12 protein-coding genes and 1 rRNA gene are annotated in these 13204 nt (G+C 31.6%); all 13 read left to right on the top strand.

Translation table 11 applies throughout. The features are described from left to right. The 13 genes from cbiD (at nucleotide 1) to ACTG47_RS18180 (ending at nucleotide 13045) form a co-directional block, all read left to right on the top strand. Nucleotides 1-1227 (top strand): cobalt-precorrin-5B (C(1))-methyltransferase CbiD, encoded by a 1227-nt coding sequence (gene cbiD / locus ACTG47_RS18240; RefSeq protein WP_479925604.1) that lies wholly within the window; start codon nucleotides 1-3, stop codon nucleotides 1225-1227. After that, entirely contained in the window at nucleotides 1224-1832 is a 609-nt protein-coding gene (locus tag ACTG47_RS18235; RefSeq protein ID WP_479925603.1) for a cobalt-precorrin-7 (C(5))-methyltransferase, read from the top strand. Before cbiD ends, ACTG47_RS18235 begins: the two co-directional genes overlap by 4 nt. Further along, entirely contained in the window at nucleotides 1822-2397 is a 576-nt protein-coding gene (locus ACTG47_RS18230) for a decarboxylating cobalt-precorrin-6B (C(15))-methyltransferase (RefSeq protein ID WP_479925602.1), read from the top strand. Before ACTG47_RS18235 ends, ACTG47_RS18230 begins: the two co-directional genes overlap by 11 nt. After that, nucleotides 2390-3142 (top strand): cobalt-precorrin-4 methyltransferase, encoded by a 753-nt coding sequence (locus ACTG47_RS18225; RefSeq protein ID WP_479925601.1) that lies wholly within the window; start codon nucleotides 2390-2392, stop codon nucleotides 3140-3142. The genes ACTG47_RS18230 and ACTG47_RS18225 overlap by 8 nt, the downstream gene beginning before the upstream one ends. Then, a complete protein-coding gene (gene cbiG / locus ACTG47_RS18220) occupies nucleotides 3108-4247 on the top strand; it encodes a cobalt-precorrin 5A hydrolase (RefSeq protein WP_479925600.1) in 1140 nt (379 codons plus the stop codon). The genes ACTG47_RS18225 and cbiG overlap by 35 nt, the downstream gene beginning before the upstream one ends. Beyond that, nucleotides 4244-4969 (top strand): precorrin-3B C(17)-methyltransferase, encoded by a 726-nt coding sequence (gene cobJ / locus ACTG47_RS18215; RefSeq protein WP_169470255.1) that lies wholly within the window; start codon nucleotides 4244-4246, stop codon nucleotides 4967-4969. Before cbiG ends, cobJ begins: the two co-directional genes overlap by 4 nt. After that, on the top strand, nucleotides 4966-5715 hold the full coding sequence (cobK, locus tag ACTG47_RS18210) for a precorrin-6A reductase (protein WP_479925599.1): 750 nt from the start codon (nucleotides 4966-4968) through the stop codon (nucleotides 5713-5715). The genes cobJ and cobK overlap by 4 nt, the downstream gene beginning before the upstream one ends. An 18-nt stretch (nucleotides 5716-5733) precedes the next feature. Continuing rightward, nucleotides 5734-7212, top strand: coding sequence for a cobalt-factor II C(20)-methyltransferase (locus tag ACTG47_RS18205; RefSeq protein ID WP_479925598.1), 1479 nt, complete (start codon nucleotides 5734-5736; stop codon nucleotides 7210-7212). A gap of 30 nt (nucleotides 7213-7242) precedes the next feature. Further along, nucleotides 7243-8148, top strand: coding sequence for a hydroxymethylbilane synthase (gene hemC / locus ACTG47_RS18200; RefSeq protein ID WP_169470258.1), 906 nt, complete (start codon nucleotides 7243-7245; stop codon nucleotides 8146-8148). Beyond that, the gene (gene cobA / locus ACTG47_RS18195; protein WP_479925597.1) at nucleotides 8138-9637 is read left to right on the top strand and encodes a uroporphyrinogen-III C-methyltransferase; all 1500 of its coding nucleotides are present in this window, start codon (nucleotides 8138-8140) and stop codon (nucleotides 9635-9637) included. Before hemC ends, cobA begins: the two co-directional genes overlap by 11 nt. 15 nt (nucleotides 9638-9652) lie before the next feature. After that, entirely contained in the window at nucleotides 9653-10618 is a 966-nt protein-coding gene (gene hemB / locus ACTG47_RS18190; protein ID WP_479925596.1) for a porphobilinogen synthase, read from the top strand. Nucleotides 10619-10770: 152 nt separating this feature from the next. Then, nucleotides 10771-11349: a precorrin-2 dehydrogenase/sirohydrochlorin ferrochelatase family protein gene (locus ACTG47_RS18185; RefSeq protein WP_169470261.1), complete on the top strand. Its 579-nt coding sequence runs from the start codon at nucleotides 10771-10773 to the stop codon at nucleotides 11347-11349. A 193-nt stretch (nucleotides 11350-11542) separates the two neighbouring features. Continuing rightward, nucleotides 11543-13045, top strand: a 16S ribosomal RNA gene (locus tag ACTG47_RS18180). The last annotated feature ends 159 nt before the right edge of the window (nucleotides 13046-13204 follow it).

The raw sequence follows: 13204 nt of genomic DNA, 5'->3' as shown, positions 1-13204 counted from the left end.
ATGGAAGAATATGTGTATATAGATGGTAAAAAATATCGAAGAGGATATACTACAGGTTCATGTGCAACAGGTGCGTCTAAGGCTGCTGTATATATGCTGATGACAAAAAATAAAATTGATACTATAAACATAGATACTCCTAAAGGGATACCATTATCATTAAAGGTTGATAATATAAATATTTCTAACACTTTTGTGGAATGTTCCATAAAAAAAGATGGTGGGGATGACATAGATGCAACTCATACTATGGATATTTATGCAAGAGCTGAAATCGTGTCCAAAAATGATGGGGATAAAGAGTATCTTACCTTATATGATATTGATGATATAAATACTAATGATGATAGTCAAAATGAACTTCATAAGTATATTAGAGTTTATGGTGGAACTGGTATTGGAGTAGTAACAAAAAAAGGATTAAGTGTAGATATTGGTAAGCCAGCTATAAATCCGGCTCCAATTAAAATGATAAATAAGGAAATAAGAAAGCTTATAGGAAGTAATTTTGAATCTATCCTTGGAGATAATAAAGTTTTAAAAATAACAATCTTTGCTCCACAAGGAGAAACAATAGCAAAGAAAACATTTAATCCAAGATTAGGTATAGTTGGAGGAATATCTATAATAGGTACAACTGGTATTGTTGAACCTATGAGTGATGAAGGATGGAAAAAATCCTTGTCCATAGAACTTCAAATGAAAAAAGAGCAAGGTTTAGATAAAATAATATTGGTTCCAGGAAATCATGGGGAACAGTTTATAAGAGAAAAACTAAACTTGGACATTAAGTATGTAGTCAGAACAAGTAATTTTGTAGGATATATGATTAAAGAAGCTCAAAGAATAGGATATAAAAAAATATTGATGGCTGGTCATATAGGTAAGTTTATAAAACTATCTGCTGGTATTTTTAATACCCATAGTAAAGTGGCAGATGCTAGAAGTGAGATATTAGTGGCAAATCTAGCCTTAATGGGAGCTACATATGAATTTTTAAATAAAATAAATCAGTGTCTAACATCTGAAGAAGCTGTAGATATAATAAATAACAGTGAATATAAACAAGTGTATAATATATTGAGTAACAAATGTAGGGATAGAGTAAAACAATACTTAAATGAAGATTCGGATGATATTGATGTGGAAGTAATAATATTTTCAATGGATAAGTCATTATTAGGGAAATCGGATAATACAGATGCATTAGTGGAGGTTTTTATATGATAAACATAATAGGTCTAGGGCCTGGAAACTTGGACTATATAACAAAAAAAGGTGAAAATCTAATTTCCACTTCTGATGTATTAATTGGTGGTAAGAGGAATCTAGAATCTATAAAAAACTTCGAAGGAGAAAAAATAATCCTAGATTCTAATCTGAGAGAAATTATAGAGTACATAAATAATAATAAAGAAAAGCAAATATCAGTAATAGCTTCTGGTGACCCATTAATATATGGTATAGGCAGATACTTATCTAATAATATTGACAATAAGATGATAAATATGGTTTCTGGAATTAGTTCATTACAATACATATTTTCAAAAATATATGTGGATATGAATGATGTATATATCACAAGTAGTCATGGTAAAGTACCAGATTTTGATTATATACTATCACATAAAAAAGTATGTATGGTTACAGATTCTAAAATAGGGCCAAAACAAATAAGTAAGGAAATAATGGATAGAAATTTAAATAAGATTATTGTAGTAGGAGAAAATTTATCATATGAAAATGAAAAAATAACAATAGCTAAACCAGAAGAGATAATAAGAATGAATAATTTCGAGATGAATGTTGTGGTGATTTTAGATGAAGAATAGTGAATTTATAACAGGTAAAGTTCCAATTACTAAAGAAGAAGTTAGAGCAATATCAATAAGTAAGTTGAATTTAGTGAATGCTAAAAACTTTATAGATATAGGGGCTGGTACAGGAAGTGTAAGTATTGAGGCTGCATATAATTATCCTAATCTAAATGTTATATCTATAGAGAAAAATGATGTTGCTATAGAACTTATAGAGAAAAATATAAAAAAGTTCGACTTAAAGAATATAGAAGTAATAAAAGGATATGCTCCAATTGATATAGGTTTAAATAGCCAAGTTGAGTCTATTTTTCTTGGTGGGACAGGAAATAATTTAGAAGAAATAATAGAATGGTCTAAAAATAATTTAGTTATAGGAGGAAGACTCGTAGCTAATTTTATAATAATTGATACTTTTAATCAAACTTTAAAATTACTTAGAAAACATGGATTTAAAGAAATAGATGTATGCGTTTTGAATGTTTCTAAACTAGAGAAACTAGGAAAAGGTGAATACTTTAAACCACTAAATCCTATATATATAATATCTTGTGAAAAAGGGGAAAATGATTATGAATAAAGTACATTTTGTAGGAGCAGGACCTGGAGATAAAGAATTAATAACATTAAAAGGATACAAATTATTAAGTAATGCAGATGTAGTAATATATGCAGGTTCACTTGTTAATCCTGAACTTTTGGAATACTGTAAAGAAGATTGCAAAATACATAATAGCGCACATATGGATTTACAAGAGATAATAGATGTCATGAGAGAAGGTATAGAAAATAATAAGTCTGTTGTAAGATTGCAAACAGGTGATTTTTCTATATATGGTTCAATTAGAGAACAAGTGGAGGACTTAAATAAATTGAATATAGATTATGATTGTACTCCAGGAGTAAGTTCTTTTTTAGGAGCAGCTTCATCTTTAGGGGTTGAATATACAGTCCCAGAAATTTCTCAAAGTGTAATTATAACAAGAATGGAAGGAAGAACTCCGGTTCCAGAGAAGGAATCAATACAATCATATGCTAAGCATCAGACATCTATGGTAATATTTTTATCTGTTCAAGAAATTGAGAAAGTTGTGTCTAGATTACTGGAAGGTGGATATCCAAAAGATACTCCTATAGCAGTTATATATAAAGCAACTTGGGCGGATGAAAAAGTAGTTAAAGGAACTTTAAGTGATATAGCTGTAAAAGTTAAAGAAAATAACATAAATAAAACTGCTTTAATAATGGTTGGAAGATTTTTAGGAGAAGAATATAATAACTCAAAGTTATATGACAAGGATTTTAAACATGAATATAGAGGGTAATATTGCTATAATCTGTATTACAGAAAATGGTAAGAATCTAGCTATAAAGATAAAATCTCTAGTAGATAATTGTGTTGTATATCAAATAAAAAATAAAAAAACTAATTTAAATTTGCAAGAAACATGTGTACATATAGTTCAAAAGAAGCTGAGTGATTTTGTTGGAGAAGTGTTTAATAAATTTGATTACATAGTATTTATAATGGCTACAGGTATAGTTGTACGAAGTATAGCACCTTATATAGTGAGTAAGTTTAGCGACCCTGCAATTTTAGTACTAGATGAGAAAGGTAAAAACGTAATAAGTTTATTGAGTGGGCATGTTGGAGGAGCAAATAATTTAACACAGTATATAAGTAATCTTATTGGTGCTAACCCAGTAATAACAACAGCCACTGATATAAATCAAAAAGCTTCATTAGACATGATAGCAAAAAAACTAGGTGCACACATTGATAATTTTAGAGAAAATGTAAAAGAAGTAAATTCTATGTTAGTTAACAATAAATGTGTTGGCTTATATGCTGATAAAGAGTATCAAGTTGATAATAGAGGATTTAAGCTTATAGAAAACATTGATGAATTAAAAGAGAGTTTATTAGATAAGTACGTAGAAAAAATAGTTATAATAAGCCACAAAATAAGTTGTATTAGAGATGCTAAACATTTAAACACAGATAACAAGTCTGAGGATGACTATATTAATGAAAAAATAATAAGAGTAATTCCAAAAGATATAGTAATAGGAATTGGTTGTAGAAGAAATACAGATAGTGAGTTAATGTATAACTCCCTTGTAGAATTTCTTAATAAACAAAATATAGATATAAGAGCAATAAGCACGATTGGGAGTATAGAGCTGAAAAAAGATGAGAAGGCAATCATTGATTTATCAAAAGTACTACAAATACCATTTAAAACATTTTCAATAGACGAAATATCAAAGGTTGATAATTTATTTGAGAAATCCGATTTTGTTAAAAAAAATGTGGGTGTGTATTCAGTAGCAGAGCCAGTGGCATATCTTTTAAGCAAAGGAAACTTAATAGTTGAAAAACACAAATATAAAGGAATAACTTTTTCAGTGGGGAGAATAAAAATATGATATATGTTGTAGGAATTGGTCCAGGAAGTAAAGATACCATGACTTTAGAGGCAATAAAAGCAATAGAAGATTCTGAGGCTATTGTTGGATATAAGACTTATATAAATTTAATAGAAGAATTTATACAAAATAAAGAAATAATTCAAAATGGTATGAGACAAGAGGTTGATAGATGTAAACAAGCGGTAGAGGAAGCTAAAAAAGGAAAAAAAGTAGCAGTTGTAAGTAGTGGAGATGCTGGGATATATGGAATGGCAGGACTTATTTTAGAATTAATATCTAAAGAAAAAGAAGATATAAAAGTAAAAGTGATTCCAGGTGTTACTGCAAGTATTGGTGCAGCGGCTATACTTGGAGCCCCTATTATGCATGATTTTTGTCATATAAGTTTAAGTGATTTAATGACTCCATGGGAAGTGATTGAAAAAAGATTGAAATTAGCTGCTGAAGCTGACTTTGTAATTTGTTTATATAATCCAAGAAGTAAAGGAAGAAGTGAACATCTAAGTAAAGCATTTAAGATAATGGGTGAATTTAAAAGTGGAAATACACCTGTTGGAGTGGTCAAAGATGTAGGAAGAGAAAAGGAAGAAAAATTTGTATGTACTTTTGAAAATATGGATTTTGAAAAAGTTGATATGACCACAATGGTTATAATCGGAAATAAATCTACTTATATTGATGGTGAGTTGATGATAACTCCAAGAGGTTATACAGTATGATTTTGATTTTAGGAGGGACTTCAGATAGCTTATCTATATGCGATAAGATAAATGAACTAAAGCAACCATACATCCTTTCAGTGACCACAGATTATGGAAAGGAGCTTGCACAACGACATACGAAGAATATAATTTTAGGGAAACTCGGACAAGAAGAAATGCTAAAATTTATAAAAGCTAATCATATAGTAAAACTAATAGATGCAACTCATCCTTATGCAGTTGAAGTATCTAAAAATGCTATGTATTGCGCAAAGCTATTGAATATAGAATATATAAGATTTGAGAGAAAATCTCTAATTGAAGAAATAGAATATGATAATAAGTTTATAGTAAATACAATTGAAGAAGCCTGTGAAATAGCAAATAAAATAGGAAAAAATATATTTATAGGAACAGGAAGTAAGAATCTAAATAGATTTATAGAAAAAATAAATGATAAAAACTTAGTAGTTAGAGTTCTTCCAACTAGTGAAGTTATACTAAGCTGTGAAAAATTAGGTTTAAATGCAGACAATATAATAGCTATGAAAGGTCCGTTTAGCCAGTGTATAAACGAAGAAACGTATAAACATTATGGTATAGACTTAGTTATAACAAAAGAAAGTGGAATAGCAGGTGGTTTCTTAGAAAAAGTAAATGCATGTAAAAGTTTCAATATACCAGTAATAATTATTAAGCGAGAATCAATTAACTATGAAAATGTAATTAATGATATAAATAAAATTAAAGACATACTTGTGTAATTTTTAGGAGGAGAACATATGAAGAAGGCCTTATTAGTAGTGAGTTTTGGTACAAGCTACCATGAAACGAGAGAAAAGACAATAGATATGTGTGAAAATAAAATAAAAGATTCATTAAGAAACTATGATTTTTTTAGAGCTTATACATCAAATATGATAATAAATAAAATAAAAAAAAGAGACGGAATAGAGATAGATAATCCGATACAAGCTTTAGATAAAATATATGAACAAGGATATGATGAAGTAATAATTCAAACGCTTCATATTATATGTGGAGAAGAATTTAACAAGTTAAAAGAGCAAGTGGAAGGCTACTCATCTAAATTTAAAAAGATTGTATTAGGTAGACCTTTACTTACACATATTGAAGACTATCAAGAATCTGTAGAGGCAATTAAACATCAAATCCCTCATATGAAAAATGATGAAGCAGTAGTATTTATGGGTCATGGTACTATTCATGAATCACATTCAGCATATCCAGCATTAGAATATATGCTTAGAGATAATGGAATAAATGCTTATGTTGGTACAGTTGAAGGTTATCCAGAAATAGAGCATGTAATAAGAAGATTGAAAGAAGGTAATATAAAAACTGTTAATCTGATGCCATTTATGTTAGTTGCAGGTGACCATGCTATAAATGATATGGCAGGAGATGAAGAAGATTCGTGGAAAACAATCTTAGAAGAGAGTGGGTTTAATGTAAATATACATTTAAAAGGCTTAGGTGAAAATCCTTATATACAAGATAAGTTTGTTCGTCATGCGAATAAATGTGCAGAAAATGTTAAGTTTTATGGTATAGGAGCAGGACCAGGAGATAGTTCTTTACTTACAATGAAAGCAGTTAGTACATTAAAGAAATTAGATATTTTATATACTCCAGAATCAAAAAAAGGTGGAGATAGCTTAGCTCTATCAATAGTTAAAGAATACTTAAATGAATCAATAGAGATAAAATCTAGACATTTTCCAATGTGTTTTGATGGTAATGAAAAAAATATAGCATGGGATAATGTAGCTGAAGAGATTGTTGTAGATGTTAAGAATGGAAAAAATGTAGGATTTGTAACACTAGGAGACCCTATGATTTATAGTACATATGTGTATATAATGAACAGAATATCAGACGAAATAGAAGTGGAAACTATACCAGGGATTTCATCATTTTCTAATATAGCATCTAATCAAAATTTCCCATTAGTTATGGATAAGGAAGCTTTGGTAATAGTTCCTTGTACTATGGAAGATGATAAAATAGAACATGCTTTACAAAATTATAATTCAATAGTATTGATGAAAGTTTATAAGAACTTTAAAGAAATAATAAAAAAACTAGAAAAATACAATCTGATAGAATATGCTATTTTAGTAAGTAATTCGTCTCAAGAAGGTGAAACTGTATTTAAAGATTTACGAGAGGCACATCTTGAAGATAAGATATCTTATTTTTCTACAATACTAGTAAATAAAGAGAACAAAATAAAATAGATAAAGGTAATATTTTAAAGGAGATTTAGTATGAATATCGTGGTTGGAACTAGGGGTAGTAATCTAGCACTTATACAAACAGAATGGGTAATTAATGAACTAAAAAAGAAGTATCAAGATATTAGTTTTGAGGTTAAAGTCATAAAGACAAAAGGGGATTTGATTCAAAATGTTTCCCTAGATAAAATAGGCGATAAAGGATTGTTTGTTAAAGAAATAGAGCAGCAATTATTGGATAGAAAGATAGATATAGCAGTACATAGTATGAAAGATATGCCATCTTATTTAGCAGATGGACTAAAATTTGCTCATACACCTAAGAGAGAAGACCCAAGAGATGTTCTAATACTTAGAGAAGGATATAAAAGTTTAGATGATTTACCTCATGGAGCAGTAATAGGAACGGGAAGTAAAAGAAGAAAATTTCAATTATTAAAACAGAGACCCGACCTAAATATAGTACAAGTTAGAGGTAATGTGGAAACTAGAATACGAAAAATAAAAGATGAAAATATGCATGGTATTGTGTTGGCTGCATCAGGAATAATAAGAGCCAATTTACAAGAAAAAATAAGTTCTTATTTACCTGTTGATGTTGTTATACCAGCTCCTGCTCAAGGAGCCTTGGCTATAGAAATAAGAAGTAATGATAGTAATATAGAAGAAATAGTAAATTCGCTAAAAGATGATAATACAGAAATCCAAATACTAGCTGAGAGAGGTTTTTTGGATGGTGTTAACGGAAGTTGCCATATTCCAATGGCTGCTTATTGTGAAATAATCCAAGATAAGATACATCTTACTGGTTTATATGGAGATTCAGAAGGAACTAAAGTAGTAATTAAATCTATGGAGGGAGATATTTCTTCTCCTAGAGAGTTAGGTTTAAAGCTGGCTAAACTTGTATTGGAGGAGTATGAAAATTATGAAGGGTAAAGTTTACTTAGTAGGTGCAGGACCAGGTGATTATAAACTCATGACTTTAAAAGGTTTAGAGTGCATAAAAAAATCAGATGTGATAGTGTATGATAGATTAGCAAATAGTAGTTATTTAAGAGAAGCTAAGCCTGATTGTGAGCTTATATATGTAGGAAAGGCATCAAGTAATCATATTTTGCCACAGGAAGATATAAATAGAATTATAGCGGAAAAAGCTAAAGAAGGAAAATATGTGACTCGCCTTAAGGGAGGAGACCCTTATGTATTTGGTAGAGGGGGAGAAGAAGCAGAGACTTTAGTAGATGAGGGTATAGAATTTGAAGTAGTTCCAGGAATAACTTCTGCTATAGGAGGTTTATGTTATGCTGGTATACCTATAACACATAGAGAACATGCTTCATCATTTCATGTAATAACAGGTCATTTGAAGGGTGATGATAGTGGAGAATTAAATTGGAATGCTCTTGCAAATAATAAAGGTACTCTTGTGTTTTTAATGGGAATATCAAATTTAAAGAAAATAAGTGAAAATTTAATGAAAGAGGGAAAAGATAAGGATACACCAGTTGCTCTTATAAGTTGGGCAACTAGATATAATCAAAGGGTCGTTACATCTACACTTGAGAATGTTTATGAAACTGCTATTAAAGAAGAAGTAAAACCACCAACCCTTATAGTAGTTGGAAGTGTTGTAGCTCTTAGAGAAAAGTTGAATTTCTTTGAGAATAAACCTTTATTTGGGAAAAGTATTGCTGTGACTAGGTCTAGGAATCAAAATAGTGTATTGGTGGAAAAGATAATGGATTTAGGTGGAAATCCAGTTGAAATACCTACTATAAAGATAGAAAAGCTACAAGATAATATTAAGTTAGAAAATGAGATAAAAAATATAAATAAATATAATTATCTAATATTAACTAGTAAAAATGCTGTAGAAATCTTTTTTGAAAAAATAATTGAAATGAATTTTGATTTAAGAATATTATCTAATTTAAAAATATGTGCTATAGGCTCTGCTACATCAAATGAATTGAAAAAAAGAGGAATTATAGCAGATATAGTACCTAAAAAATTTGTAGCAGAATCACTATATGAAGAGCTAATGCCTATCTTGAAAAGCAGTGATAATATACTTATACCTAGAGCGGAAAATGCTAGAGATTATCTAGTTGACAAGCTTAAGGATATTTGTGAAGTAACAGAAGTGCATACATATAAAACAGTAATAGATGAAGATAAAAAAGATGAGATATTAGATATTTTAAATTCTAATGATATAGATTATATAACATTTACTAGTTCATCAACAGTAAACAATCTCATTGAAATTATAGGAAAAGAAAATATTAAAATATTAGACAAAATAAAAACACTATCTATAGGGCCTATAACTACAGAGACAATAAAAAGTTTAGGAATAAAGTTATATAAAGAAGCCACTACATCTACTATAGATTCATTAGTAGATTTAATCATAAAAAATTAATTTTGGAGGATTATCATGTTAAGAAGACCAAGAAGATTGAGAGCAAGTAAAGCAATTAGAAACTTAGTAAGAGAGACTAAAGTGAATGTAGAAGATTTAATATATCCACTGTTTGTAGTAGAAGGAGAAAATATAAAAGAAGAAATTAAATCTTTACCAGATGTTTATCATCTATCTATAGATATGTTAGAGGAAGAAATAAAAGAAATAAGTGAGTTAGGCATTGAACATATAATGTTGTTTGGTGTGCCGAATGAGAAAGATGAGTGTGCTTCACAAGCTTTTAATGATAATGGAATAGTTCAAAAGGCAATCAGAAAAGTTAAAGAAATAAATCCAGAGATGAATGTAATAACAGATGTCTGTATGTGTCAATATACAAGCCATGGACATTGTGGAATTTTAACTGATACTGGTTATGTTGATAATGATAAATCATTAGAGTATTTAGCTAAAATATCTGTAAGTCATGCTAAAGCTGGAGCAGATATGGTAGCTCCATCTGATATGATGGATGGAAGAATACAAGCGATAAGAGAAGCTTTAGATGAAAATGGGTTAGAGAATATAGGAATAATGGCTTATAGCGTTAAATATGCTTCAAATTACTATGGACCTTTTAGAGAAGCAGCTCATTCAGCACCATCTTTTGGAGATAGAAAAACATATCAAATGGACCCAGCAAATAGCAATGAAGCCATAAGAGAAACTGAGCTTGATATATTAGAAGGTGCAGATATACTTATGGTTAAACCTGCATTATCATATTTAGATATCATAAGAAGAGTTAAAGACAACTTTGATTTACCTCTAGCAGCTTATAATGTAAGTGGAGAATATTCTATGCTTAAATATGCTGTGAAAGAAGGTTTATTAAATGAAGATGTGATTCTTGAATCAATTACATCTATAAAAAGAGCAGGTGCAGATATAATAATAACTTATTTTGCTAAAGACATTGCTAAGTTGTTACAAAAATAAATTTTAGAAAGAAAAATAATTTTAAAAAGTATAGGAATTGTAATTAGATATTTTAGAGTGTTTTTATTTAGAGTTTCATCAAATAAGAATAGATACTAATTTATAATTTCTATACTTTATTTATGTAATTAAATAAATTTCGGAGGTATAAAATGCTATATCCTATTAATTTAGAATTAGATGATTTAGATGTAGTTATAATCGGTGGAGGAGAAGTTGCATATAGGAAATGTAAAAATCTTTTAAATTTCAATAAAAGTGTTACTATAGTTTCTAAACAAATTTTAAATAAGTTTTATGATTTGGAAGGCGATATAAAGATAATAAAAGATGATTACAAAGAAATGTATATAAAAAATGCCTCTGTAATAATTGCTGCAACAAATAATAGAGAATTGAATATGGAAATAGGATTATATTGTAGAGAGGAAAATAAGTTGGTAAATGTTGTTGATAATGTAGAGGTATCAAATTTTACTGTCCCATCATATATAAAAAGAGGCGATTTACTTATAAGTATATCTACTGGAGGCAAGAGTCCTTCACTATCATCAAAGATAAAAAAGGAACTTGAAGATATATATACTGAAGAGTATGAGGAATATTTAAATGTATTAGGCGATATTAGAAAAAAAGTTATAGAAAAATATGAAGATAAAAGTAAAAGAAAAAATATACTTAACATGTTGATAACACTCGATTTAGAAGAGTTAAAGAAACTTGATGTCTAAAAAATAAAATAAAAAATATTGAAAAGGTGTTGACGGATTATTTTTAAGGTGATATAGTATTACTTGTCCTTAAGAAAAGGGCAAACATGAAAAATGAACTTTGAAAATTAAACAGTAGGTTAATTTATAAAACAAGAAACAAACCATAAAGCCAGATATTTTGATAACAATAGTATCTGAGCCTGATAAACTTTTATTTGAGAGTTTGATCCTGGCTCAGGATGAACGCTGGCGGCGTGCCTAACACATGCAAGTTGAGCGATTTACTTCGGTAAAGAGCGGCGGACGGGTGAGTAACGCGTGGGTAACCTACCCTGTACACACGGATAACATACCGAAAGGTATGCTAATACGGGATAACATATTTGAGAGGCATCTCTTAAATATCAAAGGTGAGCCAGTACAGGATGGACCCGCGTCTGATTAGCTAGTTGGTAAGGTAACGGCTTACCAAGGCGACGATCAGTAGCCGACCTGAGAGGGTGATCGGCCACATTGGAACTGAGACACGGTCCAAACTCCTACGGGAGGCAGCAGTGGGGAATATTGCACAATGGGCGAAAGCCTGATGCAGCAACGCCGCGTGAGTGATGAAGGCCTTCGGGTCGTAAAACTCTGTCCTCAAGGAAGATAATGACGGTACTTGAGGAGGAAGCCCCGGCTAACTACGTGCCAGCAGCCGCGGTAATACGTAGGGGGCTAGCGTTATCCGGATTTACTGGGCGTAAAGGGTGCGTAGGCGGTCTTTCAAGTCAGGAGTGAAAGGCTACGGCTCAACCGTAGTAAGCTCTTGAAACTGGGAGACTTGAGTGCAGGAGAGGAGAGTGGAATTCCTAGTGTAGCGGTGAAATGCGTAGATATTAGGAGGAACACCAGTTGCGAAGGCGGCTCTCTGGACTGTAACTGACGCTGAGGCACGAAAGCGTGGGGAGCAAACAGGATTAGATACCCTGGTAGTCCACGCTGTAAACGATGAGTACTAGGTGTTGGGGGTTACCCCCCTCGGTGCCGCAGCTAACGCATTAAGTACTCCGCCTGGGAAGTACGCTCGCAAGAGTGAAACTCAAAGGAATTGACGGGGACCCGCACAAGTAGCGGAGCATGTGGTTTAATTCGAAGCAACGCGAAGAACCTTACCTAAGCTTGACATCCCAATGACATCTCCTTAATCGGAGAGTTCCCTTCGGGGACATTGGTGACAGGTGGTGCATGGTTGTCGTCAGCTCGTGTCGTGAGATGTTGGGTTAAGTCCCGCAACGAGCGCAACCCTTGTCTTTAGTTGCCATCATTAAGTTGGGCACTCTAGAGAGACTGCCAGGGATAACCTGGAGGAAGGTGGGGATGACGTCAAATCATCATGCCCCTTATGCTTAGGGCTACACACGTGCTACAATGGGTAGTACAGAGGGTTGCCAAGCCGTAAGGTGGAGCTAATCCCTTAAAGCTACTCTCAGTTCGGATTGTAGGCTGAAACTCGCCTACATGAAGCTGGAGTTACTAGTAATCGCAGATCAGAATGCTGCGGTGAATGCGTTCCCGGGTCTTGTACACACCGCCCGTCACACCACGGGAGTTGGAGACGCCCGAAGCCGATTATCTAACCTTTTGGAAGAAGTCGTCGAAGGTGGAATCAATAACTGGGGTGAAGTCGTAACAAGGTAGCCGTATCGGAAGGTGCGGCTGGATCACCTCCTTTCTAAGGAGAATTGCCTACTGTTTAATTTTGAGGGTTCGTTTTTACGAATACTCAAAATTAGCACTTGAATCAACCAAATAAACTAAACCAATGTGAAGTTTGTTTGTTGAAGATGTGCGTTAGCACCTTAAAAACTGCATATATATTTAGTGATATGAC

This window comes from Clostridioides sp. LIBA-6622 (assembly GCF_056716095.1).
Note: the sequence above shows the minus strand (reverse complement) of the source record. Positions and strands in the feature narration are given on the sequence as shown.

What these genes read in the sequence shown, in the direction of transcription:
- cbiD (WP_479925604.1), top strand. Translation starts at nt 1, where the DNA reads ATGGAAGAATATGTGTATATAGATGGTAAAAAATATCGAAGAGGATAT.
- ACTG47_RS18235 (WP_479925603.1), top strand. Translation starts at nt 1,224, where the DNA reads ATGATAAACATAATAGGTCTAGGGCCTGGAAACTTGGACTATATAACA.
- ACTG47_RS18230 (WP_479925602.1), top strand. Translation starts at nt 1,822, where the DNA reads ATGAAGAATAGTGAATTTATAACAGGTAAAGTTCCAATTACTAAAGAA.
- ACTG47_RS18225 (WP_479925601.1), top strand. Translation starts at nt 2,390, where the DNA reads ATGAATAAAGTACATTTTGTAGGAGCAGGACCTGGAGATAAAGAATTA.
- cbiG (WP_479925600.1), top strand. Translation starts at nt 3,108, where the DNA reads ATGACAAGGATTTTAAACATGAATATAGAGGGTAATATTGCTATAATC.
- cobJ (WP_169470255.1), top strand. Translation starts at nt 4,244, where the DNA reads ATGATATATGTTGTAGGAATTGGTCCAGGAAGTAAAGATACCATGACT.
- cobK (WP_479925599.1), top strand. Translation starts at nt 4,966, where the DNA reads ATGATTTTGATTTTAGGAGGGACTTCAGATAGCTTATCTATATGCGAT.
- ACTG47_RS18205 (WP_479925598.1), top strand. Translation starts at nt 5,734, where the DNA reads ATGAAGAAGGCCTTATTAGTAGTGAGTTTTGGTACAAGCTACCATGAA.
- hemC (WP_169470258.1), top strand. Translation starts at nt 7,243, where the DNA reads ATGAATATCGTGGTTGGAACTAGGGGTAGTAATCTAGCACTTATACAA.
- cobA (WP_479925597.1), top strand. Translation starts at nt 8,138, where the DNA reads ATGAAGGGTAAAGTTTACTTAGTAGGTGCAGGACCAGGTGATTATAAA.
- hemB (WP_479925596.1), top strand. Translation starts at nt 9,653, where the DNA reads ATGTTAAGAAGACCAAGAAGATTGAGAGCAAGTAAAGCAATTAGAAAC.
- ACTG47_RS18185 (WP_169470261.1), top strand. Translation starts at nt 10,771, where the DNA reads ATGCTATATCCTATTAATTTAGAATTAGATGATTTAGATGTAGTTATA.